Source organism: Streptomyces sp. NPDC127108 (assembly GCF_042677545.1).
In the GTDB taxonomy this organism is placed as follows: Bacteria; Actinomycetota; Actinomycetes; order Streptomycetales; family Streptomycetaceae; genus Streptomyces.
In genome coordinates this window covers 86199-108416 of the sequence record NZ_JBHXTE010000009.1, presented here as the reverse complement: position 1 = coordinate 108416, position 22218 = coordinate 86199, and the positions used below count along the sequence as shown (strand labels likewise).

Genomic DNA, 22218 nt, shown 5'->3' with positions numbered 1-22218 from the left:
CGCGCCGTCGGTCGACCCGATCGAGCGCCTCGGCAGGAAGGCGGCCGAGAAGATTCCGCGGAAGCTCCCGCGAAAGCTGCCGCAGGCGGAGCAGTGGTGCCCGCCCGGACCGCTCGGAACCCTGCGCCCGGGCGGGACGTTGTCCGAAGGCGTGAGCCCGGGTTCCGGCCCGGGCGCCCCGCCCCGACCCCCCGTAACGCCGCCTGCATTGGCACTCCGCTTGACCGAGTGCTAATCGTCGTCCTAGTCTCGGGCCTGGCACTCCCCACTGGAGAGTGCCAACAGCGACGGGCAGGTCCGGCACCCGCGACGACGGATCCACCTGGTCGCCACCTCAGATCAGTTAACCCCGCGAGATCTCCGAAGGGGGAGGTCGGATCGTGACGACCGCCAGCTCCAAGGTTGCCATCAAGCCGCTTGAGGACCGCATCGTGGTCCAGCCGCTCGACGCCGAGCAGACCACGGCCTCTGGCCTGGTCATCCCGGACACCGCGAAGGAGAAGCCCCAGGAGGGGGCTGTCCTCGCCGTGGGCCCGGGCCGCTTCGAGAACGGCGAGCGCCTGCCGCTCGACGTGAAGGTCGGCGACGTCGTGCTCTACAGCAAGTACGGCGGCACCGAGGTGAAGTACAACGGCGACGAGTACCTCGTCCTCTCGGCCCGCGACGTGCTCGCGATCATCGAGAAGTAGTCGAGCGTCTTTCGTCTCTGCTGCACCTGCTTCACCTGCAGATTTGCTTGCGCTGCGCCCCTGGTCACCCCGCTGATTGCCGGGCGGCGAGGGGCGCGGCTCGTTCACCCGAGTTTTCGAGAGGGCTGAAACGCTCCCATGGCGAAGATCCTGAAGTTCGACGAGGACGCCCGTCGCGCCCTCGAGCGCGGCGTCAACAAGCTTGCCGACACGGTCAAGGTGACGATCGGCCCCAAGGGCCGCAACGTCGTCATCGACAAGAAGTTCGGCGCCCCCACCATCACCAACGACGGCGTCACCATCGCCCGTGAGGTCGAGGTCGAGGACCCGTACGAGAACCTCGGCGCCCAGCTCGTGAAGGAGGTGGCGACCAAGACCAACGACATCGCTGGTGACGGCACCACCACCGCCACGGTGCTGGCCCAGGCCCTGGTCAAGGAGGGCCTGCGCAACGTCGCCGCCGGTGCCTCCCCGGCCGCCCTGAAGAAGGGCATCGACGCCGCGGTCAAGGCGGTCTCCGAGGACCTCCTCGCCACCGCCCGTCCGATCGACGACAAGTCCGACATCGCCGCCGTGGCCGGGCTCTCCGCCCAGGACCAGCAGGTCGGCGAGCTCATCGCCGAGGCGATGGACAAGGTCGGCAAGGACGGTGTCATCACCGTCGAGGAGTCCAACACCTTCGGTCTGGAGCTGGACTTCACCGAGGGCATGGCCTTCGACAAGGGCTACCTGTCGCCGTACATGGTGTCCGACCAGGAGCGTATGGAGGCCGTCCTCGACGACCCGTACATCCTGATCCACCAGGGCAAGATCTCCTCCATCCAGGACCTGCTGCCGCTCCTGGAGAAGGTCATCCAGGCCGGCTCCTCCAAGCCGCTCCTGATCATCGCCGAGGACGTCGAGGGCGAGGCCCTTTCGACCCTCGTCGTGAACAAGATCCGCGGCACCTTCAACGCCGTCGCGGTGAAGGCCCCCGGCTTCGGCGACCGCCGCAAGGCGATGCTCGGCGACATGGCCACCCTCACGGGCGGCACCGTCATCGCCGAGGAGGTCGGCCTCAAGCTCGACCAGGTCGGCCTGGACGTGCTCGGCTCCGCCCGCCGCGTCACCATCACCAAGGACGACACGACCATCGTCGACGGCGGCGGCAACTCCGCTGACGTCGAGGGCCGCGTCGCCCAGATCAAGGCCGAGATCGAGGCCACGGACTCCGACTGGGACCGCGAGAAGCTCCAGGAGCGCCTCGCGAAGCTGGCCGGCGGCGTGTGCGTCATCAAGGTCGGCGCCGCCACCGAGGTGGAGCTGAAGGAGAAGAAGCACCGTCTGGAGGACGCCATCTCCGCGACCCGCGCCGCGGTCGAGGAGGGCATCGTCTCCGGTGGTGGCTCCGCGCTCGTCCACGCCGCCAAGGTCCTCGAGGGCAACCTCGACAAGACCGGCGACGAGGCCACCGGTGTCGCGGTCGTCCGCAGCGCCGTCGTCGAGCCGCTGCGCTGGATCGCCGAGAACGCCGGCCTCGAGGGCTACGTCATCACCACCAAGGTGGCGGAGCTGGACAAGGGCTTCGGCTTCAACGCCGCGACCGGCGAGTACGTCGACCTGGTCAAGGCCGGCGTCATCGACCCGGTCAAGGTGACGCGCTCCGCCCTGGAGAACGCCGCCTCCATCGCCTCCCTGCTGCTCACGACCGAGACCCTGGTCGTCGAGAAGCCGGCCGAGGAAGAGGCTGACGCCGGTCACGGCCACGGTCACTCTCACTGAGCGATGCGCTCTGCGCGGTAGCCGATCCAGGCGCCGTCCGAGGCCCGGCATCCCGTCGCGGGATGCCGGGCCTCGGCCTGTCCCGGGTTCGCGTCTGCCGGGTTTCGCAGGGGTGCCGGGTGCGGGCCGTGGTCCGTCCTCGCGCAGTTCCCCGCGCCCCTACGGGGCGCTCCTCCTACGGGGCGTTCTCCTACGGGGCGTGGCCCCTGCGGAGCGCGCCTACTTCGGGCCGTACTTTCTGCCCGTCCTCGATGTCACTCCGCCCAGCAGTGCCCTCGGGGTCACCTTCACCACGCCCATCAGGGTCTTGTAGCGCGGGTCCGGGATGGAGAGGGACTTGCCGCGGGCCAGGTCGGTCAGGGCCGCGGCCACCAGCTTGTCCGCGTCCAGCCACATCCACTTGGGGATGTTGTCCGTGCCCATGCCCGCCCGCTCGTGGAACTCCGTGCGGACGAAGCCGGGGCACAGCGCCATCAGCCGCACCCCGGAGCCCGCCAGGTCCTTGGCCGCGCCCTGCGTGAACTGCACGACCCACGCCTTGGACGCGCCGTACGTCCCGCGCGGCACGAACGCCGCCACCGACGCGACGTTCACGACGCCGCCCCGGCCCCGCTCCCGCATCGCGCCCGTCGCCGCCGACGTCAGCCGGAGCACGGCCTCGCAGTGCACCTTCAGCATCGTCAGCTCGTCGGCGAGCGGCACCTCCAAGTAGCGGCCCTTGTTGCCGAATCCGGCGTTGTTGACCAGCAGGTCGACCCCGTCACGGCGACGGGCGAGCCGCTCCTCGACGGCCGTGATGCCGTCCTCCGTGGCGAGGTCGGCGGTCAGGACCTCCGCCTCGATGCCGTGCCGGTCGTGCAGCTCGGTCGCCTGCTCGCGCAGCCGCTTCGTGTCGCGCGCCACCAGGACCAGGTTGTGCCCGTCACCGGCGAGCCGCCGCGCGAAGGCGGCGCCGATGCCGGCGGTCGATCCTGTAATCAGAGCCGTAGTCATGGACCAAGGCTAGTGAGCCTCAGTGCCCGCTGTGCCCTCCGGACGGCCTGCCCGCCTTCTGGCCCTTCTCGACGACCACGAACTGCCCCATCATTCCTCCGTCCTCGTGGCTCAGGAGATGGCAGTGGTACATGTACGGCGTCTTCGGGTCGGCGGGGCCCGTGAAGCGCAGGGCCAGCTTCATGGTCGTGCCGTTCGGCAGGAACACCGTGTCCTTGGGGCCGCGCAGCTCGGGCGGGGGCGCGTCGCCGTTCACCTCGAGGACCCGGAACTGCACGTCGTGCACATGGAAGTTGTGCGGCATGCCGTTGTTGTTGCGCACGGTCCAGGTCTCGGTGGCGCCGCGCGTCACCACCTCGTCGATCCGGTCCATCCGCATGGCCCGGTCGTTGATCCCGGACTGCTTCAGGTCGAAGAACCGCGCCCGGCTCGCCCCCGCGCCGTCCGGCACCTCCAACTCGCCCAGCTCCGAGGGCAGCGCGGGCGAAGGACGCAGCCGCTTCGCCGCCCGCAGCTGGAGCACGTCGAAGGAGTCGTCGCCCCCGCTGAACCGCTGCTGCCAGGCACCCCCGTAGTTGTCCTGCGCGAAGCTGCGCAGCACGGTCTTCTCGCCGGGCCGCATCCGCACCACGATCTCGGCGCGCTCACCCGGCGACAGCTGTATCCGCTCCATCCGCGCCGGCCGCTCCAGGGCGCCGCCGTCCGTGCCGACCAGGGAGAAGGCCCGGTCGTCCGAGAAGCCGAAGTCGTACGTACGCGCCGTCGAGGCGTTCAGGAGCCGCAGGCGTATGAGCTCGTCGCCCACCTCCTGGTACGGCTGGAGGGTGCCGTTGACCATGGTCCGGTCGCCGAGGAAGCCGACGTTGCGCATCATCTTGTGGCCGTGGTCGAACTTCGCGCCGTCGAACCTCACGTCCTGCACGATCACGGGCACGTCGTCGACGCCGTACTTCTTCGGCAGGGCGAGGCGTTCGCTGCGCTTTTCGTCGAGGAGGAACATGCCCGCGAGGCCGCGCTGCACGTGCTTCTCCGTCGCCCCGTGCGGATGCGGGTGGTACCAGAGCGTGGCCGCGGGCTGGTCGACCTTCCAGTGCGGGCTCCAGCTGCCGCCGGGCCGGATCATCTGGTGCGGGCCGCCGTCCATCCGCGCGGGCAGGTGCATGCCGTGCCAGTGGACGGTGGACGCCTCGTCAAGGCCGTTGCGTATCCGCACGCGGACCTTCTCGCCGCGCTTCGCACGCAGGGTCGGGCCCAGATGGTCGCCGTTGAAACCCCAGGTCGGCGTGGTGCGCCCGGCCTTGAACTCCTTCTCGCCCCGCTGCATGCGCAGGTCGAAGACGCGGGTGCCGTCCTTGTCCAGGCGGGACTTCGCCAGCGGCGGTATCGCCAGGGCGTTGTCGAAGGATTCCTTGCCGACGGTGCTGATCTCGGCGTCCTGCCACAGCCACAGCATGCCGCCGCCGAGCGCCAGCGCGACGACGGTGACGAAGCTGCCGAGGATGATGAGGACACGCTTGAGACGTGGCCTGCTCGTGAGTCGGGACATGATTCGAGACTCGCGGCTCGGCCCGCCCCGGAGTATCGGGGACGGCCCCCACCCGACCCCGATTCAACTCCCTTACGCCCCTAGGTACTTCCCCTGTCAGGGACTTCCCCCATGCCGCCGGGCCGCCGCTGGGGCCGCGACTGCCGCCGCTCGTGCCGCTCAGGTTTCCCGCGCGCCCTGCTTCTCCACGTATGTGCGTGCCTTCTTCACCGTCTCGGGGTGCAGCGCCTCACCGGCCGCGAGCAGCGACGGCAGCAGCGCGCGCTCCGTGGTGACGGCCCGGAACTGCAGGGCGACGGTGACCTCGTGGTCCGGGCGGTGCACTACCTCGACCGCGTCGCCCGCCTGGATGTCGCCCGGCTCGATGACCCGCAGGTAGGCGCCCGGAAGGAGGGCCTGCGTGAACCGCCGTACCCAGCCCTTCTCGCCCACGTGGCCCTGGAACGTGCGGCACGGGATGCGCGAGGCCGTCACCTCCAGGAGCAGGTCCGGGCCGACGCGCCAGCGCTCGCCGATCAGCGCGCCGTTCACGTCCACACCGGACGTCGTGAGGTTCTCGCCGAAGCCGCCGTTGGGCAGCGTCCGGCCGAGCAGCCGCTCCCACGCGTCGAGGTCCTCGCGGGCGAAGGCGTACACCGCCTGGTCGTTGCCGCCGTGGTGGCGCAGGTCGCAGATGGTGTCTCCGGTGAGGCCGCTGCCGCCGGTGCCCTTGGGGCCGGGCGCGGTCACCCGGACGGCCCCGTCGACGGGCTGCTTGTCGATGCCGGTGCGGCCGCCGGGCGCTTCGGTGTAGTCGACGGACTTGGGCCGGCCCACATTCACGGAGAGAAGCTTCATACGGCCAGGCTAAGCGAGCGCTCCTCAAAGCGGCCACGCATTATTGGGAGGCTGACCCAAGAGTCGCTTATGCTCGGATCATGATCGAGGCCCGTCATCTCCGTGTCCTGCGCGCCGTGGCCGCCACCGGCTCCTTCTCGGCGGCGGCCCGCGAGCTCGGCTGTACCCAGCCCGCCGTCAGCCAGCAGATGAAGGCGCTCGAGGCGTCGGTGGGCACGCCGCTGCTGATCCGCACCGGCCGCGAGATGCGCCTCACGCAGGCCGGAGAGGCCCTGGTCCGGCACGCCGCGGGCATCCTCGCCGGGCTGACCGCGGCCGAGGAGGAGGTCGCCGCCATCGCGGGCCTTCGCGCGGGCCGCGTCCGCCTCGTCTCCTTCCCGAGCGGTTCCTCCACCCTCGTGCCGGGTGCGCTCGCCGCGCTGCGCGCCGCGCACCCCGGCACCCGCGTCTCCCTGGAGGAGGCCGAGCCCCCGCGCTCGGTGGAGATGCTGCGCGAGGGCGACTGCGACGTGGCGCTCGCGTTCCGGTACGCGGGGGCCGCCGCCGCGGACGAGTGGGACGACCTCGTCGTACGGCCCCTGCTCGACGACCGGCTCGTCGGCCTCGTACCGGAGGAGCACCGGCTCGCGAAGGCCGCGAGCGTCACCATCGGCGAGCTGGCCGACGAGTCGTGGATCGCGGGCTGCCCGCGCTGCCGCCGCCAGCTGGTGGAGGTCTGCGAGAGCGCGGGCTTCGCACCCCGCATCGACTTCGCCACGGACGACTATCCGGCGGTGATCGGCCTGGTCGGGGCGGGCCTGGGCGTCGCGGTGCTGCCCGAGCTCGCGATCGAGTCGGTACGCCCCAAGGGCGCCCGCGCGGTGACGGTGGAACCCGCCGTGCGCCGGGAGATCGTGGCGCTCACGCTGCCCGACCTGGCGCAGGTGCCGGCCGTCGCCGCCACCCTTGACCACCTGGCGCGGGCCGCCGCGCGCTGAGGCGCGGCCCCGGCCGAGAAGAAACGTTCCTTCAGGGGGTCGCGCCGCTGCCCGCCGCCGTGACCAGGCGGTTGCGGGCGCGGCCCATCAGCTCCTCGCGCTCGTCCTCGGTCAGTCCGCCCCACACGCCGTACGGCTCGCGGACCGCGAGCGCGTGCGCCGCGCACTCCGCGCGCACCGGGCAGCGCATGCAGACCTCCTTGGCCGAGTTCTCACGTGCGCTCCGTGCCGCACCGCGCTCGCCCTCCGGGTGGAAGAAGAGCGAGCTGTCCACCCCGCGGCAGGCCGCGAGGAGCTGCCAGTCCCACAGATCTGCGTTCGGTCCGGGAAGGCGGGAGAAATCTGCCATTGCGTGTCTCCTGGTAGCCGTTCTGACGCGGATACGGTGCCCATGACCGTACATCTACTGTCTAAGGAGATGAAAATATGACTCATTGCGAATCTAGCCACAGACACCAGGAAAAGGGAAGAAAAGCCGCTAAATGGGGCATAGCTCTTGATGGCGCTCGTCGGGGCCCGTTGGGAGGGCGCATCCGCCCGCGCCGCCTGTGCCGTGTCCGCGCCCTCACGTAGAGTGCCGAAGACGGCTGACTGACCCGTAACTCTTTCGAGTGACCGTCGTTGAGAGTGCGGAGGCGGTTGAAAGAACAAGTGCTCGGGCAGGTGTCCGAGTGCGTCAACCGCACAGGTGACGACTTGTACCAGCCTGGAGGCTCAAGGTGACGCGCATCAGCTGCGGAGGACGGCCATGACATCCGTCCTCGTCTGCGACGACTCCCCGCTCGCCCGAGAGGCGCTGCGCCGCGCGGTCGCGACCGTGCCCGGCGTCGAGCGCGTGACGACAGCGGCCAACGGCGAGGAAGTCCTCCGCCGCTGGGGCGCCGACCGCTCGGACCTGATTCTGATGGACGTACGCATGCCCGGACTGGGCGGCGTGGAGACCGTGCGGAGACTGCTCTCGGCCGACCCGGGGGCGCGCATCATCATGCTCACGGTCGCCGAGGACCTGGACGGGGTCGCGCTCGCGGTCGCCGCCGGGGCCCGCGGCTATCTGCACAAGGACGCCTCGCGCGCCGAACTGCGCGCGACCGTCACACAGGCGCTCGCCGACCCGACCTGGCGGCTGGCCCCGCGCCGTCTGCGCTCGGCCGAGATGGGTGCGGCGCCCACGCTCACCGCGCGTGAGATCCAGGTCCTCGAAGGGATGAGCCACGGCCGGTCGAACGCCGAGATCGGCCGCGAGCTCTTCCTCTCCGAGGACACGGTGAAGACGCACGCCAGGCGGCTGTTCAAGAAGCTCGGCGCCTCGGACCGCGCGCATGCGGTGGCGCTCGGTTTCCGCTGGGGCCTGGTTCGCTGAGTGTGCTGGGGCGGGGGCATGGTGATTCCCGCCCGCCGTGCGGCGGGCGGGGCCATGGAGGCCCGCAAGCACCCGCCTCGGGAGCGGCTTGTGGCGCTTCGCCGCCGATGCCGCATCCTTGAGGTGTGGAGTTCCTTGGGGACAGGTCGGCCGAGCGGGAGGGGAGGGTGCGGGAGATGAGTTCCGGCGCACCCGCTCATAACGCTTCGATGCACAACTACGGACACGGTGCCACGGATCAGTCGGCGCCAAGGCACCATGGACCGATGCGCGATGACAAGACGACGGTGATCGGTGCCCTCGTCCTACGCGCCGTCGAGGGGGACGAGCAGGCCACGCACGACCTGTTGGCCCACGTCCACCCGCTCGCGCTGCGGTACTGCCGCACCCGGCTCTCCCGACTTCCCGGCGACGCGCGGCACTTCGTCGAGGACCTCGCGCAGGAGGTCTGCGTCGCGGTGCTGCTCGCGCTGCCGCGCTACCGGGACACCGGACGGCCCTTCGAGGCCTTCGTCTTCGCCATCGCCGCGCACAAGGTCGCCGACCTACAGCGGGCGGCGATGCGCCATCCCGGTTCCACCGCGGTGCCCTCGGACGAGATGCCCGAGCGGCCCGACGACTCCCTCGGGCCCGAGGAGCGGGCGCTGCTCAGCAGCGACGCCGAGTGGGCCAAGAAGCTGCTCGCCAACCTGCCGGACAACCAGCGCGAACTGTTGCTCCTGCGCGTCGCCGTCGGCCTCACGGCCGAGGAGACCGGGCAGATGCTGGGGATGTCGCCGGGGGCGGTCCGGGTGGCCCAGCACCGCGCGCTGAGCCGCCTGCGGGCGCTGGCCGAGCAGTAGGTCCGGAGACTTTCGCCACGCCGTGGGGCCGGGGCTTCGCCCTCCCGGTCGAGCCGGGTCGCTCTTTCCGCCGCAGCGGCGCTCAGCCCGCACGGCGCATCCCGGCGGTGCCAAGCCGTCCCCGGCCCGAGAGGCCACCCCACCACAGTGCGGCTGTAGAAACCTACGAACCCCGGCCCCCACTGGCACTGTGGAATGAGAGAGCCATGCTTCCCGTTAGCATGGACATCCGCACCGATCAAGGCCATTGGGGAAGGTGTCATGACTGCAAACGTCGACGGAGTGCCCGAGAAATTCGCGACACTCGGGCTGACCTACGACGACGTGCTGCTGCTGCCGGGCGCGTCCGACATGGCACCCGGGGACATCGACACCGCCTCGTCCATCTCGAAGAACGTCCGGGTGAACGTCCCGCTGCTGTCCGCGGCGATGGACAAGGTCACCGAGTCCCGGATGGCCATCGCCATGGCCCGCCAGGGCGGCGTCGGCGTGCTGCACCGCAACCTCTCCATCGCCGACCAGGCCAACCAGGTCGACCTGGTCAAGCGGTCCGAGTCCGGCATGGTCACCGACCCGATCACGGTGCACCCGGACGCGACCCTCGCCGAGGCCGACGCGATCTGTGCCAAGTTCCGCATCAGCGGCGTCCCCGTGACCGACGGCGGCGGCAAGCTGCTCGGCATCGTCACCAACCGCGACATGGCCTTCGAGGCCGACCGCACGCGCCAGGTGCGCGAGGTCATGACCCCGATGCCGCTCGTCACCGGCAAGGTCGGCATCTCCGGCGTGGACGCCATGGAGCTGCTGCGCCGCCACAAGATCGAGAAGCTGCCGCTGGTCGACGACTCCGGTGTGCTCAAGGGCCTCATCACGGTCAAGGACTTCGTGAAGGCCGAGAAGTACCCGAACGCCGCCAAGGACTCCGAGGGCCGCCTCCTCGTCGGTGCCGCCGTCGGCGTCGCCGGGGACGCCTTCGACCGCGCCCAGGCGCTGATCGAGGCGGGCGTCGACTTCATCGTCGTCGACACCGCGCACGGCCACTCCCGGCTCGTCGGCGACATGGTCGCCAAGATCAAGTCGAACGCCGGCGGCGTGGACGTCATCGGCGGCAACATCGCCACCCGCGACGGCGCCAAGGCGCTCATCGACGCCGGTGTCGACGGCATCAAGGTCGGCGTCGGCCCGGGCTCCATCTGCACGACCCGCGTCGTCGCCGGCATCGGCGTACCGCAGGTAACGGCCATCTACGAAGCGTCGCTCGCCGCCAAGGAAGCCGGTGTCCCGGTGATCGGCGACGGCGGCCTGCAGTACTCCGGAGACATCGCCAAGGCGCTCGTGGCCGGTGCGGACACGGTCATGCTGGGCTCGCTGCTCGCGGGCTGCGAGGAGTCCCCGGGCGAGCTGCTCTTCATCAACGGCAAGCAGTTCAAGTCCTACCGGGGCATGGGCTCGCTGGGCGCCATGCAGTCCCGCGGCGAGCAGCGGTCGTTCTCCAAGGACCGGTACTTCCAGGAGGGCGTCGCCTCCGACGAGAAGCTGGTCCCCGAGGGCATCGAGGGCCAGGTGCCCTACCGGGGCCCGCTGTCGGCGGTCGTGCACCAGCTGGTGGGCGGTCTGCGCCAGTCGATGTTCTACGTGGGCGGGCGCACGGTGCCCGAGCTCCAGGCCAACGGCCGGTTCGTACGGATCACGTCCGCGGGCCTCAAGGAGAGCCACCCGCACGACATCCAGATGACGGTCGAGGCGCCGAACTACAGCCGTAACAAGTAGCCGATCCACCGGCGCGGCGCGCAGCCGCCGAAATCGGTGTCCACGCGCGCGTGGGGGCGGTCCGGATTCCCTGGGCCGCCCCCACGCGCGTGTCGGGGATACTGGAACGGCATACGGAGCGCCATAGGAAAGCTGAAGGGCCACACACGTGACTGAGATCGAGATCGGCCGCGGCAAGCGCGGCCGCCGGGCGTACGCCTTCGACGACATCGCCGTCGTGCCGAGTCGGCGCACCCGGGACCCCAAGGAGGTCTCGATCGCCTGGCAGATCGACGCCTACCGCTTCGAGCTGCCCTTCCTCGCGGCCCCCATGGACTCCGTCGTCTCGCCGCAGACCGCCATCCGCATCGGCGAGCTCGGCGGCCTCGGCGTGCTGAACCTCGAAGGCCTGTGGACGCGGTACGAGGACCCGCAGCCGCTGCTCGACGAGATCGCGGAGCTGCCCGCGGAGGAGGCCACCCGCCGTCTCCAGGAGATCTACGCCGCTCCCATCAAGGAGGAGCTGATCGGGCAGCGCATCAAGGAGGTGCGCGACTCCGGAGTCGTCACCGCCGCCGCCCTGTCGCCGCAGCGCACCGCGCAGTTCTCCAAGGCCGTCGTGGACGCGGGCGTGGACATCTTCGTGATCCGCGGCACGACGGTGTCGGCCGAGCACGTCTCCGGTGCCGCCGAGCCGCTGAACCTGAAGCAGTTCATCTACGAACTGGACGTCCCGGTGATCGTCGGCGGCTGCGCCACGTACACCGCCGCCCTGCACCTGATGCGCACCGGCGCGGCCGGTGTCCTGGTCGGCTTCGGCGGCGGCGCCGCGCACACCACGCGCAACGTCCTCGGTATCCAGGTGCCGATGGCCACCGCCGTGGCGGACGTCGCGGCGGCCCGCCGTGACTACATGGACGAGTCCGGCGGCCGGTACGTCCACGTCATCGCCGACGGCGGCGTCGGCTGGTCCGGCGACCTGCCCAAGGCCGTGGCCTGCGGCGCGGACGCCGTGATGATGGGCTCCCCGCTGGCGCGCGCCACGGACGCGCCCGGCAAGGGCCACCACTGGGGCATGGAGGCCGTCCACGAGGACGTGCCGCGCGGCAAGAAGGTCGACCTGGGGACGGTCGGGACGACCGAGGAGATCCTCACCGGCCCGTCGCACATCCCGGACGGCTCGATGAACTTCTTCGGAGCGCTGCGCCGCGCGATGGCGACCACGGGCTACAGCGAGCTCAAGGAGTTCCAGCGCGTCGAGGTCACGGTGGCGGACTCGCAGCACCGCCGCTGACTCTCGCAGGGAATTGCAACGGCCTGGGGCCGGTCACCTGATGGTGACCGGCCCCAGGCCGTTCTCGTGCGCTGTCCGCGCGTGCTCGCGGCTACTGCGCGGCGCGCTTGGCGCTGCCGAAGGCCGCGACGGCGGCTATCGCGAAGAACACGTACGTCATCGCGTCGGCGTCGTGCTTCCACGCCTCCTGAACGAAGTCGAAGTGGTCGAAGAACACCTCGGTGAAGTCGATGTTCAGCTTGTCGGCGATGACGATGGAGGCGCCGACCAGCTGGCCCAGGTACACCGCGCCGAGCGAGAAGACCGCGGCGAGGACGCCGACCGCCGGGTTGGGGCCGCCCACCTTGCCCGCGACCAGGCCCACGACGAAGCCCACGCCGACCGCCGCCCAGCCGATCTCGTGCTCGGTGGCGCCGATGATGCCGCCGTAGACGCCCGCGGCGACCAGCGCGGCGACGAGGGCGACCACCACGCCGAGGCCGACGTTGCCCCGCGCGGCCGGGGGCGGCGGCGGGAAGCCACCGGGCTGCGGCTGCTGCGGGAAGGGGTTGTACGGCTGCTGCGGCTGCTGGCCGTAGGGCTGTTGCGGCTGCTGCGGGTAGCCGTATCCCGGCTGGCCGCCGCCGTAGGGCTGCTGCGGCTGGCCGTACGGCTGCCCGTCCTGGCCTGGAGGCGTGGGCTGCGTCATCTGGTGTCCCCCTGGGAAGTGAGCGCACTGGTGTGCGGTAAGTGACTGGATCCGCACGGTAGCAGCAGCGCGCGAAGGGCCCCAGGGGGTTGTGTGTGGGATCAGAGGCGGTGGGCGGCGCCCGCCGGGGTCGCGCCCCTGGTGTCAAGCAGGAGCTGGGCCTTCACGGCGAGGCCCTGGAGGTCGTAGGTGCGGTGGTGCTGGAGCAGGATCGTCAGGTCGGCGTCGGCGGCCGCTTCGTAGAGGGTGTCCGCGCGGGGCACGGGATGGCCGAGAACGTTCCAGTGCCCCACGTAGGGGTCGTGGTAGCTGACGGCGGCGCCGAGCTCCATGAGGCGGACCGCGATCTCCTGGGCGGGGGCGCCCTGCTGGTCGGCGACGTCCGGTTTGTAGGTGACGCCGAGGAGCAGCACGCGGGCGCCGCGCGCGGACTTGCCGTGCTCGTTGAGCAGGGTCGCGGCGCGCTGGATCACATAGCCCGGCATCCGGTCGTTGACCTGCTGGGCCAGCTCGACCAGGCGCAGGGGGCGCAGGCCGCGCGCGGGCCCGGGTACGTCCAGGGGGACGCCGTGGCCGCCGACTCCGGGGCCGGGGCGGAAGGCCTGGAAGCCGAAGGGCTTGGTCTCGGCGCAGCGGATGACGTCCCACAGGTCGATGCCGAGGTCGTGGCAGAGCACCGCCATCTCGTTGACCAGCGCCATGTTCACGTGGCGGTAGTTGGTCTCCAGGAGGTGCACGGTTTCGGCCTCCCGGGGTCCGCGCGCGCGGACGACCTTGTCGGTGAGGCGGCCGTAGAAGGCGGCGGCGGACTCGGTGCAGGCGGGGGTGAGGCCGCCGATGACCTTGGGGGTGCCCGCGTAGCCGTGGGTGCGGTTGCCGGGGTCGATGCGGGCGGGGGAGTAGGCGAGGTGGAAGTCCCGTCCCGCGCGCAGGCCCGAGCCCTGTTCGAGCAGGGGGCGCAGGAACTCCTCGGTGGTGCCCGGGTATGCCGGTGACTCCAGGATGACCGTGGTGTGCGGGCGCAGCCGGGCGGCGAGGGCCCGGGCGGCGTCGGCCACTTGGCCGAGGTCGAGCGAGCCGTCCGCCGCCGGGGGCGTGGGGGCGCAGATGACGGCCGTGCGGACGCGGCCGAGTTCGGCGGGGTCGGTGGTCGGCCGGAAGCCCCCCGAGAGCATCCGGCGGACGTCGGCGGCGGTGAGGGTCCCTTCGGTGCCGTCACCCGGAAGGCGGCCACCGGCCAGGTCGGGTGCGCGGCCGGGGTCGTAGCCGATGGTGGCGATGCCGCCGGCGGCGGCGGCCTGGGCGAGGGGCAGGCCGAGGTGGCCGAGACCGATGACGGCGAGGTCAGCTGGCATGGCGGTGAGCCGTCCTTCCCAATAGCCGGGGCGGATATAGCCAAAGCGGGACGATCGCGCAAGCCCTGTGGACAAGATGGGCGAGCGCAATGTCAGACTAGGAGTAAATATGACCGATTTGCGGGATTGGGCTCTTCCCGGCATCGGAGTGTTGGCGCCGGTTCCGGGCGCTCGCGGAAGTTCTCGATAGCCCCGCTGCTCCCGGCGGCCACAGGAGTCACAGTGGCCTCAAGGTTTTCCACAGGCCGTGGCCGAACCCGGCGGGCGCGACCAGAATCTGGGCATGATGTGAGCGCGACCACACCCGAAAAAGCACGGGAGGCAGCGGTGAGGACAGCGACTCTTGGCCCGGCGGAGCGCGCCGAGGCACTCGCGGGCATGGCCGAGCACGAGCTGGACATTCTCGTCGTGGGCGCCGGCGTGGTCGGCGCGGGCACCGCGCTCGACGCCGTCACCCGCGGCCTGACCACGGGCCTGGTCGAGGCGAGAGACTGGGCGTCGGGCACGTCGAGCCGGTCCAGCAAGCTGATCCACGGTGGCCTGCGCTATCTGGAGATGCTGGACTTCGCGCTGGTGCGCGAGGCGCTGAAGGAGCGCGGCCTGCTCCTCGAACGGCTCGCGCCGCACCTGGTGAAGCCCGTCCCGTTCCTGTACCCCCTCCAGCACCAGGGCTGGGAGCGGCTGTACGCGGGCTCGGGCGTCGCGCTGTACGACGCCATGTCGATGGCGCGCGGCCACGGCCGGGGCCTGCCCACGCACCGCCATCTGACCCGCCGTCACGCCCACCGCGTGGCCCCCTGCCTGAAGAAGGACGCCCTGGTCGGCGCCTTGCAGTACTACGACGCGCAGATGGACGACGCCCGCTATGTGGCCACCCTGGTGCGCACCGCCGCGGCGTACGGCGCCAAGGCCGCCAACCGCGCCCGGGTCACGGGCTTCCTGCGCGAGGGCGAGCGCGTCGTCGGCGCCCGGGTCCAGGACGTCGAGGCCGGCGGGGAGTACGAGATCCGGGCCAAGCAGATCGTGAACGCCACCGGCGTGTGGACCGACGACACCCAGGCCATGGTCGGCGAGCGCGGCCAGTTCCACGTCCGGGCGTCCAAGGGCATCCACCTGGTCGTGCCGAAGGACCGGATCAACTCCTCGACCGGGCTCATCCTGCGCACGGAGAAGAGTGTGCTCTTCGTGATCCCCTGGGGCCGGCACTGGATCATCGGGACCACGGACACCGACTGGGACCTGGACAAGGCCCACCCGGCCGCCTCCAGCGCGGACATCGACTATCTCCTCGAGCATGTGAACTCGGTGCTCGCGGTGCCGCTCTCGCGCGACGACGTGCAGGGGGTGTACGCGGGCCTGCGGCCGCTGCTCGCCGGGGAGTCGGACGCCACCAGCAAGCTGTCCCGCGAGCACACGGTCGCCCACCCCGCGCCGGGCCTGGTCGTCGTCGCGGGCGGCAAGTACACGACGTACCGCGTCATGGCCAAGGACGCCGTCGACGAGGCCGTGCACGGTCTGGACCAGCGGGTCGCGGACTGCGTCACGGAGGACATCCCGCTGGTCGGCGCGGAGGGCTACCGCGCGCTGTGGAACGCCCGCGCGGGCATCGCGGCGCGCACCGGCCTCCATGTGGTGCGCGTGGAGCACCTGTTGAACCGGTACGGCTCACTGGCGGAGGAGGTGCTCGAACTGGTCACCGCCGACCCGTCCCTCGGCGAACCGCTGACGGCGGCCGAGGACTACCTGCGCGCCGAAGTCGTCTACGCCGCGTCGCACGAGGGCGCCCGCCACCTGGACGACGTGCTCACGCGCCGTACCCGCGTCTCCATCGAGACCTTCGACCGCGGCACCCGCAGCGCCCGCGAGTGTGCCGAGCTGATGGCGCCGGTGCTCGGCTGGGACAAGGACCAGATCGAGCGCGAGGTCCAGCACTACGAGAAGCGGGTGGAGGCCGAGCGCGAGTCGCAGCGCCAGCCGGACGACCTGACGGCCGACGCGGCACGCCTCGGGGCGCCGGACATCGTGCCCCTGTAGCCGATCGTGCCGCCGAAGTCCGGCCTCCCCCGGGAGAAGACGGGGGAGGCTGACCTTCCGCTTGTCAGCAAGTAGTCAAGGAGTGGTCAGGGGTTCTGGGTGGTTTGACCCGAGGAGGGCGGCCAAGGGGGGTATGGACAGCGAGGTTTGGGGTGGTGCGCCGGGGTTCACTCGGTGGGAATGTCCATGATGTGGGACGACGGACCCGCGGCGTCGGCCGGTCCTCGGGTGAGGGACAATGAAGGCTCTGTCGGGGCTGGTTGTGCGGGTAGTTGAGGGGACGCATGTCGGAGGCTGAGCGGACGGGCGAGGCTCGTCAGGATCAGAGCGCACGTCTCCTCGCGGGCCGGTACCGGCTCGGTGACGTGCTCGGCCGCGGCGGCATGGGCACCGTCTGGCGGGCCAAGGACGAGACGCTGGGCCGCACGGTCGCGGTCAAGGAACTGCGCTTCCCGTCGAGCATCGACGAGGACGAGAAGCGGCGGCTCATCACCCGCACGCTGCGCGAGGCCAAGGCGATCGCCCGGATCCGCAACACCAGCGCCGTGACGGTCTTCGACGTCGTCGACGAGGACGACCGGCCCTGGATCGTGATGGAGCTGGTCGAGGGCAAGTCCCTGGCCGAGGCCGTGCGCGAGGACGGGCTGCTCACGCCGAGGCGCGCCGCGGAGGTCGGACTCGCGGTGCTCGACGTGCTGCGCTCGGCGCACCGCGAGGGCATCCTGCACCGCGACGTGAAGCCGTCCAACGTGCTGATCGCCGAGGACGGCCGCGTCGTCCTCACCGACTTCGGCATCGCCCAGGTCGAGGGCGACCCGTCCATCACGTCGACGGGCATGCTCGTCGGCGCTCCCTCGTACATCTCGCCGGAGCGGGCACGCGGCCACAAGCCCGGCCCCGCGGCCGACCTGTGGTCGCTCGGCGGGCTCATCTACGCGGCCGTGGAAGGCGTCCCCCCGTACGACAAGGGCTCGGCCATCGCGACCCTCACCGCCGTGATGACCGAGGCCGTCGAACCGCCGCAGAACGCCGGTCCGTTGCTGGAGAAGGTCATCTACGGCCTGCTCGCCAAGGACCCCGAGCAGCGGCTCGACGACGCGAGCGCGCGGGCGATGCTCCGGGAGGTCGTCAACGCCCCGGACATCCCCGAGGACAAGGCCCCGGCGGAGCCGGTGGACGCGACGAAGGTCGTGCCGCTGCCCCCGGTCCCGCCGCAGGCGCCGCCGTCCGGTGCCACCGGCGGCCGCAAGGGCGAGGAGGCCGCCGAGCGGCTGAAGGGCGCGTTCCGCTCGGTGCGCAAGAAGGCGGCGGCCGCGGCCACGTCGGCTCGCGGCGCGGGTGCGGCGGGCGGTGCCGCGGCTGGTGGGACCGCTGGTGCCGCCGGTGCCGCGTCGGTCGGCGGTCCGGCCGCCGGTGGTGGCGCGGGCAACGCCGGTTCGGCGTCGGGTGCTTCGGCCGGGTCCGGTGTGACCGGGCACGGCGGTGGTGGCGCCGCGGGTGCTGCCTCCGGGACGGCGAGCGGGACGGCCGCTTCGGGGACGACTGCTTCTGGTGCGGTCGGTTCGACAGGTGCTGTCGGTGCGGGGGAACGTATCGGCGGTACGGCTGGGATCGGTGGCGCCGAGCGTGGTGCTGGTGCTGGTGTCGTGGGGCGGGCCGGTGGCGCTGGCGCGGGCTCGGGTGTGGCCTCCGGGAGTGCTGGGGTCGGCGCGGGTGTGGGCATGAACTCCGCCGGTGCGGGCGCCGGTTCGCATGGCGCGGCGCGGATCCCTTCGCAGCCCAGCGGGCCGCCGAAGCCGCCCGCGCGGGCTCCGCTCACGGATGTGGTGCCGCGGCGCACGCTGGTGATCATCGCGGTGGTCGTCGCCCTCGCCGTGCTCGGCACGGTGCTCGCCTTCGCGCTCAACGGCGACGGCGACACCAAGGACGACAAGAGCGGTGGCGACAAGTCCTCGTCCAGCGGGGCGACCGCGGGGGGCGAGGGCAAGGAGAAGGGCTCCGGGAAGGACTCGGGGAAGAACGACGACTCCGGTTCGGGCACGGGCAAGGACGGCCAGGGAGACCAGGGCAAGGAGCAGGACGACGGCTCCGGTTCGGGCAAGGACGACGACGCGGGGCAGGGCTCGGCCATCGGCGGCGGTGGCAAGGGCAAGGACGGCGCCGAGGAGACGTACAAGCACGCGCAGGGCTTCTCGATAGGCCTGCCGAAGGGCTGGAAGTTCCGCACGACCGACCGCGCGGGCGCGCGCTTCACCGGTCCGAACGGGCAGAAGCTGCTGATCGGCTGGACCCCGACGCCCAAGGACAACCCGGTGGCCGACTGGAAGAACCAGGAACTGGGCATGCGCCGGGCACAGTACGACCGGATCCGCATAGAAAAGGTCGACTTCCGCGGCTGGAACACGGCGGACTGGGAATTCACCTACGTGGACGGCGGTACGAAGTACCGCTCCGTGGACCGCGGCTTCGTCGTCAACGGCGGCCTGGGCTACGGGCTGATGTACACCGCGAAAGCGGACGACTGGGGCAGCGATCAGCGACGCGACGCCTGGCGGACGTTCACACGGACCTTCGAGCCGAAGAAGTGACGGTGGGGCGGGACCGGTGAGATGGCCGGGCGATGACCGGTGAGATCTCGCATCCCCTCAATACGGTTCGGTTGTGGCACGTATCGTGAGTGCTTGCGGAGGGTAAGCAGCCGCAACGAGCCGTAAGTCGAACGGAATTGACCACCGGGCGGATTGGGGGAGGCATCGTGGACGACTATGCGGGACGGGTACTCGCCGACCGCTACCGCCTGCCGCTGCCTCCGGCCGACGAGTACGAACTCGCGGAGACCCGCGCCTTCGACACCTACAGCGGTCAGGAAGTCCTGGTCCGGCAGGTGCCGCTGCCCGAGATCGTCGAGGCGGAGGTGCTCGGCGACGAGGCGTACGGCGACGGCGATCTGAGCGACGTCCTGCCCGGCGGACTGCCCGAGGGCTTCCGGAGCGCGCGCGGGAGCGCGGGCCGGGGCGGCGCCCGGCGCGCGGGCTCGCGCGCCACGCGCAGGCCCAGCGACCCCGCGGTCCTGCGGGCCATCGAGGCCGCGCAGGCCGCCGCGCGCATCCCCGACCACCCGCGGCTCGACCAGGTCTTCGACGTGTTCGCGGAAGACGGCTCGCTGTGGATAGTGAGCGAACTGGTCGCGGCCCGGCCGCTCGCCGCGTTACTGGCCGACCGGCCGCTGAACCCCTTCCGCGCGGCGGAGGTCGCGGCGGACGTCGTCACGGCGCTGCGCGTCCTGCACGCGCACGGCTGGGTGCACCGGAACATCACCGCGCGCACGGTGCTGGTCTGCGACGACGGCCGCGTGATGCTGACCGGGCTCGCCGCGGGCGCCGCGGAGGAGGCCCTGTGCGGGTACGACCCGCGGCCCGAGGAGGACGACTTCGCGGGCTTCACCGAGCCCGCGGGCGCGGTGCCCGAGCCGACGGGCGGCGCGGGGTACGCGGCGGTGGAGGCTTCGGGGGCGGACGGGGACGAGGGGTACGGGGACGAGGGGTACTCCGAGTACGACGGGCACTCCGAGTACGACGAGTACGCCGAGGAGCCCGCGTACGACGGGGGCGACGGGTACGGCGGGGGCCATGAGGACGGCGGGGAGCCCGCGTACGGCGAGGGTCGCGGGTACGACGAGGGTCCGGCGTACGGCGAGGGCTCCGGGTACGGCGAGTCCGCCGCGTACGGAGAGAACGGCGCCCGCCACGAGCACAGCGGCAACGGATCGCGTGGGCACGCCGCGATCGAGGCGGCTCGGCGCGCGGACGGGGGCGGGATCGAGCCCCCGTACGGCACGGCCGAGCGGGACCTCAGGGCGGCGCGGGCCGGGGCCATCGCCGCGTACCGGGCGGGCGCGGCGCGTGCCGCCGCCCGGGTGAGTGAGGCCGGGCGCGGCGCGGAGGCGGGTCCTGTCGAGGCGGGCGGCGGCGCCGAGCGCGCTGACGGCACGTACGACACGTACGGCGCCGAGCGCGCGGACGGCGACGGCGGTTCCGTCGGGGCGGTCGGCTCCGTCGGGCACATCTCGGATCCGTACGGGGTCCGGGAGCGGCAGAAGAAGCCGTGGCACGGGGCTGTGCCGCGCGCCGGGGCCGTGCCCGCGCAGGGCGGCGCACCTGGCTCCCACGGCGTACCGGCTTCGCACGGCGCGCCGGACCCCCACCACGCACCGAACCCCCACCACGCCCCGGACCCCCACCGCGCACCGAACCCGCACGGCGCACCCAGCGCCCACCGCACGCCCGGCGCCCCAGCCCCGCAGAGCGCCCCCGGCGCACAGGGCGGCGCACAGAGCCCCCCGCCCCACCCCTTCGCCAAGCAGCTCCCGTCCGCCCGGACGCAGCCCGCCCCGGACCGGCCGACCTCCGCGCACCCCGCCCCGCACGCGTCGGCCCCGCACCTGGCGACCCCGCGCGAGTCGGCCCCGTACGCCCAGACCCCGTACCAGCCGAAGCCGAACCTCCCCGCCCCCGCCGCGCACCCCGCGCACCCCGCCCACGACCTCGCCAAGTCGCCCGACCGCAGGGGCACAGCCGGTGCCCCCGAGGGCAACGTCCGCCCCCGTGAGGGCGAATGGGACGACCCCGCGGGCGAGCTGCGCGCGCGCCGCGGCCCCACCACCGCGCTCGCCGCCGAGCGGGCCCGGCACGCCCGGATGACCGTCGTCGGCGCCGTCACGGAGCGGTGGGCGCCGGAGCAGGCCGGGCCGGTGCACGACAACTGGCAGTTGGCCGCGCCGATCGGGCCCGCCACCGACCTGTGGGCGCTCGGCGCGCTGCTGTTCCGCGCCGTCCAGGGCCACGCCCCGTATCCGGAGGACAGCACCGCCGAGCTGGTGCAGTTGGTGTGCGCGGAGCCGCCCGCGTTCGCGGAGGAGTGCGGGCCGCTGCGGCCCGTCGTCGAGTCGTTGCTGCGTCAGGACCCGACCGAGCGGATCGACTTCGAGGAGCTGAGCGGCTGGCTGCGCTCCCTCGTGCGGTCGGCGCCGGAGCCGGACGCGGGCGTGCACGTGGTGCCCGCGCCGCCGTACGACGGCGGCAGGCTGCCCGTCGTACGCCGCCGCGGCGAGGTCGTCCGCAAGCGCCGCTCGCCCGCGCCGGTCCCGACCGGGGACGAACACGCCCAGGGCCACGGCCGCCACAAGCGTGGCCGGGAGCGCGTCAAGGAGCGCGGCAGGGACACCAGGCCGGTGCGGGCGCCGCGCCCCGAGCGGGCACCGAGCCCCCGGGGGCCGCGTTCGCTGGGCCGCGTCCTGCTCGTCGTGATCCTGGCCGGTCTGGTGGCGGCCGTCGCGTACGCGATGCTGTTCATGCCCGAGTCCGGCGAGGGCGAGGGCACCGGCCGCACCGGCAACGCGGGCGAGGTCAGTCCGGCGCCGGACGACAACGGCGAACGCCCGAGCGGGGGCGAGGAGCCCGGCGACGGCGGCAAGGGCGCCGACGACGGCGAGGACGGGAAGGCGTCGGACCCGGAGAAGACCCCCGGTTCGCAGGAGCCGCAGACCACCGACCCCGACGTCGCGTCGGGCTTCACGCTGCGCAAGGACGCCGAGGGCTTCAAGGTGGCCGTCGCCGACGGCTGGGACCGGCAGCCCAAGAACGGCCGCGGCCAGGTCCTCTACACCCACGGCCGCTTCGAGCTCGTCGTGGTCCCGGGCCGCGACAGCACCGGCGACTTCGGCACCGACCCGATGAAGTACCAGAAGGAGGACGAGCGCGAACTCCAGCCGTTCCGCGACTCGTCGTGGGCCACGTCCAGCGGTCTCCGCCTGGTCGACGTGGGCGGAAAGGCCCGGGCCGAGGGCCAGTTCACCTGGCAGGACACCGACGGCACCGAGGTCTTCGTACGCAATCTCGCGATGGCCGTGGACGGGAAGTACCACGTGCTCCAGGTGCGCGGACCCGAGGCCGAGCGGGACGAGGTGACGCGTCTGTTCGAGCAGGCGTCGGCGTCCTACCGGCCCTCCGGCTGACTCCCGCCCGCCCGGTACGGGCACACCAACTGGCCCTCGTCGGGCACGTGTCCGACCCCGTCCGCGTCACAGTGCGGTCT

At 72.0% G+C, this 22218-nt stretch carries 16 protein-coding genes; 10 read left to right on the top strand and 6 right to left on the bottom strand.

Annotated elements, in window-relative coordinates; genetic code table 11:
- Positions 1-380 precede the first annotated feature (380 nt).
- Positions 381-689 (top strand): co-chaperone GroES, encoded by a 309-nt coding sequence (gene groES / locus ACFVHO_RS09820; protein WP_004955293.1) that lies wholly within the window; start codon positions 381-383, stop codon positions 687-689.
- A gap of 138 nt (positions 690-827) precedes the next feature.
- Positions 828-2450: a chaperonin GroEL gene (groL, locus tag ACFVHO_RS09815; protein ID WP_385711986.1), complete on the top strand. Its 1623-nt coding sequence runs from the start codon at positions 828-830 to the stop codon at positions 2448-2450.
- Between the two features lie 219 nt (positions 2451-2669).
- Here groL and ACFVHO_RS09810 read toward each other — a convergent pair whose 3' ends face one another.
- The 3 genes from ACFVHO_RS09810 to ACFVHO_RS09800 form a co-directional block, all read right to left on the bottom strand.
- Positions 2670-3443: an SDR family NAD(P)-dependent oxidoreductase gene (locus ACFVHO_RS09810; RefSeq protein WP_385711984.1), complete on the bottom strand. Its 774-nt coding sequence runs from the start codon at positions 3441-3443 to the stop codon at positions 2670-2672.
- A 19-nt stretch (positions 3444-3462) separates the two neighbouring features.
- Positions 3463-4989 (bottom strand): multicopper oxidase family protein, encoded by a 1527-nt coding sequence (locus tag ACFVHO_RS09805; protein ID WP_385711983.1) that lies wholly within the window; start codon positions 4987-4989, stop codon positions 3463-3465.
- A 159-nt stretch (positions 4990-5148) separates the two neighbouring features.
- A complete protein-coding gene (locus ACFVHO_RS09800) occupies positions 5149-5826 on the bottom strand; it encodes an MOSC domain-containing protein (RefSeq protein WP_385711981.1) in 678 nt (225 codons plus the stop codon).
- Positions 5827-5906: 80 nt separating this feature from the next.
- Here ACFVHO_RS09800 and ACFVHO_RS09795 point away from each other — a divergent pair, with 80 nt between their 5' ends.
- On the top strand, positions 5907-6803 hold the full coding sequence (locus tag ACFVHO_RS09795; protein ID WP_385711979.1) for a LysR family transcriptional regulator: 897 nt from the start codon (positions 5907-5909) through the stop codon (positions 6801-6803).
- 31 nt (positions 6804-6834) lie between these two features.
- Here the strand turns inward: ACFVHO_RS09795 and ACFVHO_RS09790 are convergent, their stop codons facing one another.
- On the bottom strand, positions 6835-7152 hold the full coding sequence (locus ACFVHO_RS09790; RefSeq protein ID WP_030361422.1) for a WhiB family transcriptional regulator: 318 nt from the start codon (positions 7150-7152) through the stop codon (positions 6835-6837).
- A 399-nt stretch (positions 7153-7551) separates the two neighbouring features.
- On the opposite strand from ACFVHO_RS09790, the gene ACFVHO_RS09785 reads away from it, so the two are divergent.
- From ACFVHO_RS09785 to ACFVHO_RS09770, 4 genes are all read left to right on the top strand, one after another.
- Positions 7552-8163: a response regulator transcription factor gene (locus ACFVHO_RS09785; protein WP_003948568.1), complete on the top strand. Its 612-nt coding sequence runs from the start codon at positions 7552-7554 to the stop codon at positions 8161-8163.
- A 266-nt stretch (positions 8164-8429) separates the two neighbouring features.
- Positions 8430-9005, top strand: coding sequence for a sigma-70 family RNA polymerase sigma factor (locus ACFVHO_RS09780; RefSeq protein WP_030361423.1), 576 nt, complete (start codon positions 8430-8432; stop codon positions 9003-9005).
- A gap of 261 nt (positions 9006-9266) precedes the next feature.
- Positions 9267-10775 carry an IMP dehydrogenase gene (gene guaB / locus ACFVHO_RS09775; protein ID WP_385711976.1) on the top strand — a complete coding sequence of 503 codons (1509 nt, stop codon included), beginning with the start codon at positions 9267-9269 and terminating at the stop codon, positions 10773-10775.
- Positions 10776-10923: 148 nt separating this feature from the next.
- Positions 10924-12048: a GuaB3 family IMP dehydrogenase-related protein gene (locus ACFVHO_RS09770; RefSeq protein ID WP_385711974.1), complete on the top strand. Its 1125-nt coding sequence runs from the start codon at positions 10924-10926 to the stop codon at positions 12046-12048.
- Positions 12049-12139: 91 nt separating this feature from the next.
- Here ACFVHO_RS09770 and ACFVHO_RS09765 read toward each other — a convergent pair whose 3' ends face one another.
- Together ACFVHO_RS09765 and ACFVHO_RS09760 are read right to left on the bottom strand one after the other, a co-directional pair.
- Entirely contained in the window at positions 12140-12736 is a 597-nt protein-coding gene (locus ACFVHO_RS09765) for a hypothetical protein (RefSeq protein WP_385711972.1), read from the bottom strand.
- A gap of 101 nt (positions 12737-12837) precedes the next feature.
- Positions 12838-14091, bottom strand: coding sequence for a nucleotide sugar dehydrogenase (locus tag ACFVHO_RS09760; RefSeq protein ID WP_385711970.1), 1254 nt, complete (start codon positions 14089-14091; stop codon positions 12838-12840).
- 327 nt (positions 14092-14418) lie between these two features.
- On the opposite strand from ACFVHO_RS09760, the gene ACFVHO_RS09755 reads away from it, so the two are divergent.
- The 3 genes from ACFVHO_RS09755 (at position 14419) to ACFVHO_RS09745 (ending at position 22138) form a co-directional block, all read left to right on the top strand.
- On the top strand, positions 14419-16125 hold the full coding sequence (locus ACFVHO_RS09755; protein WP_385711968.1) for a glycerol-3-phosphate dehydrogenase/oxidase: 1707 nt from the start codon (positions 14419-14421) through the stop codon (positions 16123-16125).
- Positions 16126-16409: 284 nt separating this feature from the next.
- Positions 16410-18713: a serine/threonine-protein kinase gene (locus ACFVHO_RS09750; protein ID WP_385711966.1), complete on the top strand. Its 2304-nt coding sequence runs from the start codon at positions 16410-16412 to the stop codon at positions 18711-18713.
- A gap of 167 nt (positions 18714-18880) precedes the next feature.
- Entirely contained in the window at positions 18881-22138 is a 3258-nt protein-coding gene (locus ACFVHO_RS09745) for a protein kinase (protein WP_385711964.1), read from the top strand.
- The last annotated feature ends 80 nt before the right edge of the window (positions 22139-22218 follow it).